This window comes from Kitasatospora sp. NPDC032121 (assembly GCF_055580145.1).
Window position 1 is genome coordinate 1 of record NZ_JBVILX010000046.1, and the last position, 3,629, is coordinate 3,629.

1 protein-coding gene is annotated in these 3,629 nt (G+C 73.2%); it reads left to right on the forward strand.

The genetic code is table 11. The annotated features are described in order from the left end of the window. Positions 1-3,629, forward strand: a 3,629-nt coding sequence (locus ACZ5OX_RS38955) for a type I polyketide synthase (RefSeq protein ID WP_465636931.1), incomplete at both ends; no start/stop codon positions are given.

Consider the following 3,629-nt stretch of genomic DNA (forward strand, 5'->3'; position numbering starts at 1 on the left):
GTCCGCCGCCCTGAGCGAGGCCGACGTCCGCCGCCTTGCTCGCGCGGGCGTCGCCCCGCTGCGCGCCCAGGAGGGCCTGGCCCTGTTCGACGGTGTGCTCACGCTGGAGCGCGCCCTGGTCCTCCCGATGCACCTCGACCCCGTCACGGCGGTCGGCACCGGCGACGTCCCGCCGCTGCTGCGCGGACTCGTCCGTATCCCGCGCCGCCGCAAGGTGGACGTCAGCAGCGGCTCCGCCGCCACGCTGGTGGGCCAGTTGAGCGCCCTGTCGGTCGAGGAGCAGCACCGTTCGCTGCTGGACCTGGTCCGCGGCAACGCCGCCACGGCGCTGGGCTACCCGTCCGCCGACGCGGTGGACGCCGTCCGGGCCTTCCGTGAGCTGGGCTTCGACTCGCTGACCGCCGTCGAACTGCGCAACCGCCTCAACGCGGCCACCGGCCTGCGCCTGCCGGCCACGCTGGTCTTCGACTACCCGACGCCCGCCGCCCTGGCCGACCACCTGCACACCGAACTGCTCGGACACCTCGAACCGGCCGCGGCCACCGCGGTCGTGAAGGCCCAGACGGCCGCGGGCGGGGACGACGAGCCGATCGCGATCGTCGGCATGGCCTGCCGCTACCCGGGCGGGGTCGCCTCGCCCGAGGACCTGTGGCAGCTCGTGCTCGGCGGCGGCGACGGCATCTCGCTCTTCCCGACCAACCGCGGTTGGGACGTCGAGGGCCTGTACGACCCCGAGTCCGTCCGCTCCGGCACGACGTACACCCGCGAGGGCGGCTTCCTGCACGACGCGGACCGCTTCGACCCGGTGTTCTTCGGCATCTCGCCGCGCGAGGCGCTCGCCATGGACCCGCAGCAGCGCCTGCTGCTGGAGACGTCCTGGGAGGCGTTCGAGCGCGCGGGCATCGACCCGGCCTCGATGAAGGGCAGCGCCACCGGCGTCTTCGCCGGCGTGATGTACCACGACTACGCCGCACGCCTGCAGACCATCCCCGAGGAGATCGAGGGCTACCTCGGCACCGGCAACGCGGGCAGCGTGCTGTCCGGCCGCCTGGCGTACACCTTCGGTCTTGAGGGCCCGGCGGTCACCGTCGACACGGCCTGCTCCTCCTCGCTGGTCGCCCTCCACCTGGCCGCCCAGGCCCTGCGCAACGGCGAGTGCACCATGGCTCTCGCCGGCGGTGTGACCGTGATGGCCACCCCCGGCACCTTCATCGAGTTCAGCAAGCAGCGCGGCCTGGCGGCCGACGGGCGCTGCAAGTCGTTCGCCGCCGCGGCGGACGGCACCGGCTGGTCCGAGGGCGTCGGCATGCTGCTCGTCGAGCGGCTGTCCGACGCGCAGCGCAACGGCCACCAGGTGCTGGCGGTCATGCGCGGCAGCGCGATCAACCAGGACGGTGCCAGCAACGGCCTGACCGCCCCCAACGGGCCGTCCCAGCAGCGGGTCATCCGCCAGGCGCTCGCCAACGCCCGCCTCAGCTCCGACCAGATCGACGTGGTCGAGGCGCACGGCACCGGCACCTCGCTGGGCGACCCGATCGAGGCCCAGGCGCTGCTCGCCACCTACGGCCAGGAGCGCACCGAAGAGCCGCTCTGGCTCGGGTCGCTGAAGTCCAACCTGGGCCACACCCAGGCCGCCGCCGGTGTCGCGGGCGTCATCAAGATGGTGATGGCGATCCGCGCCGGTGTCCTGCCGCAGACCCTGCACGTGGACGAGCCGTCCCCGCACATCGACTGGACGCAGGGCGCGGTCGAGCTGCTGACCGAGGCCCGGCCGTGGCCGGAGACCGGACGCCCGCGCCGCGCGGCCGTCTCCTCCTTCGGCATCAGCGGCACCAACGCCCACACGATCATCGAGCAGGCCCCGGCGGAGAAGCGGCCGGCCACGGCCGTCGCCGGGACGGACGCGGCCCCGGCCGCCGTCACGCCGTTCGTCGTCACCGCACGGGGAGAGGACTCCCTGCGGCGCCAGGCCGAGCGCCTGCACGCGCTGTTGACGGCCGACGACCGGCTTCCGGTCGCCGACGTCGCGCACTCGCTGGTGACCACCCGCACGGTCCTGGAGCAGCGGGCCGTGGTCCTCGGCGAGGACCGGGACGCCCTGATCGCCGGACTGCGGGCACTGGCCGACGGCCAGTCCGACCCGCAGGTGGTCCAGGGCCTGGCCGGCGGCGGGAAGCTGGCGTTCCTGTTCACGGGGCAGGGGAGCCAGCGTCCGGGGATGGGGCGTGAGCTGTACGAGGCCTTCCCGGTGTTCGCGGAGGCCTTCGACGCGGTCTGCGCGCGGGTCGAACTCCCGCTGCGTGACGCCGTGTTCGGTGACGACGCCGCGGTTCTCGCCCGGACGGAGTTCACCCAGGTCGCGCTGTTCGCGGTGGAGACCGCGCTGTTCCGGCTCTTCGAGAGCTGGGGGGTCCGTCCGGACTTCCTGGTGGGCCACTCGATCGGTGAGCTGGTGGCCGCGCATGTCGCGGGTGTCCTCTCGCTGGACGACGCCGTCGCCCTGGTGGCGGCGCGTGGCCGGCTGATGCAGGCGCTGCCGGAGGGCGGCGCGATGGTGGCGGTCAAGGCCGCCGAGGCCGAGATCCTGCCGCTGCTGACCGCCCAGGTGAGCATCGCGGCGATCAACGGGCCTGACTCCGTGGTGGTTTCGGGCGAGGAGTCCGAAGTCCTAGCGATCGCCGGGCAGTTCGAGAAGACCAAGCGGCTGAGTGTCTCGCACGCGTTCCACTCGCCGCTGATGGACGGGATGTTGGAGGAGTTCCGGGCCGTCGCCGAGGGGCTGACGTACAGCGCCCCGCGCATCCCGGTCGTCTCCAACGTCACCGGGGACATGGCCACGGCGGAGGAGCTGTGCTCGCCCGAGTACTGGGTCCGGCACGTGCGCCAGGCCGTCCGCTTCGCCGACGGCATGCGGGCCCTCGAAGCCAAGGGTGTCACCACCTTCGTCGAGCTCGGCCCCGACGGTGTGCTGTCGGCCATGGGCCAGGAGTGCGTCGACGGTGGGGTGTTCGTACCGGCGCTGCGTGCCGAGCGACCGGAGCCGCGAACCGCGGTCTCCGCGCTGGCGACGGCGTTCGCCCACGGTGCCGCCGCGGACTGGAGCAGCCTGGCCTCCCGGGCCGGTGCCCGGCGGGTCGACCTGCCGACGTACGCGTTCGAGCGTGAGAGCTTCTGGCTCCACGTCCCGTCGCTCGCCGGCGACATGACGGCCGCCGGTCTCGGTGCGGCCGATCACCCGCTGTTGGGTGCGGCGGTGGCTCTCGCCGATGCGGAGGGCTTCCTGTTCACGGGGCGTCTGTCGGTGGAGTCGCACCCGTGGCTGGCCGATCATGCGGTGCTGGGTTCGGTGATCGTTCCGGGCACGGCGTTCGTGGAGTTGGCGGTGCGGGCGGGTGACCAGGTGGGTTGCTCGCTGGTGGAGGAGCTGACGCTGGAGGTGCCGTTGGTGCTTCCGGAGTCGGGTGGTGTGCAGGTTCAGGTGACGGTGGGCGCGGTGGACGCGTCCGGGCGTCGTTCGGTGGCTGTGCACGGTCAGGCCGAGGGCTCGTCGGAGTGGGTCCGTCATGTCTCGGGTGTGCTGGCGGAGGGTGCGTCGGTCGCTGAGGGTGCGGGTCTGGTGGAGTGGCCGC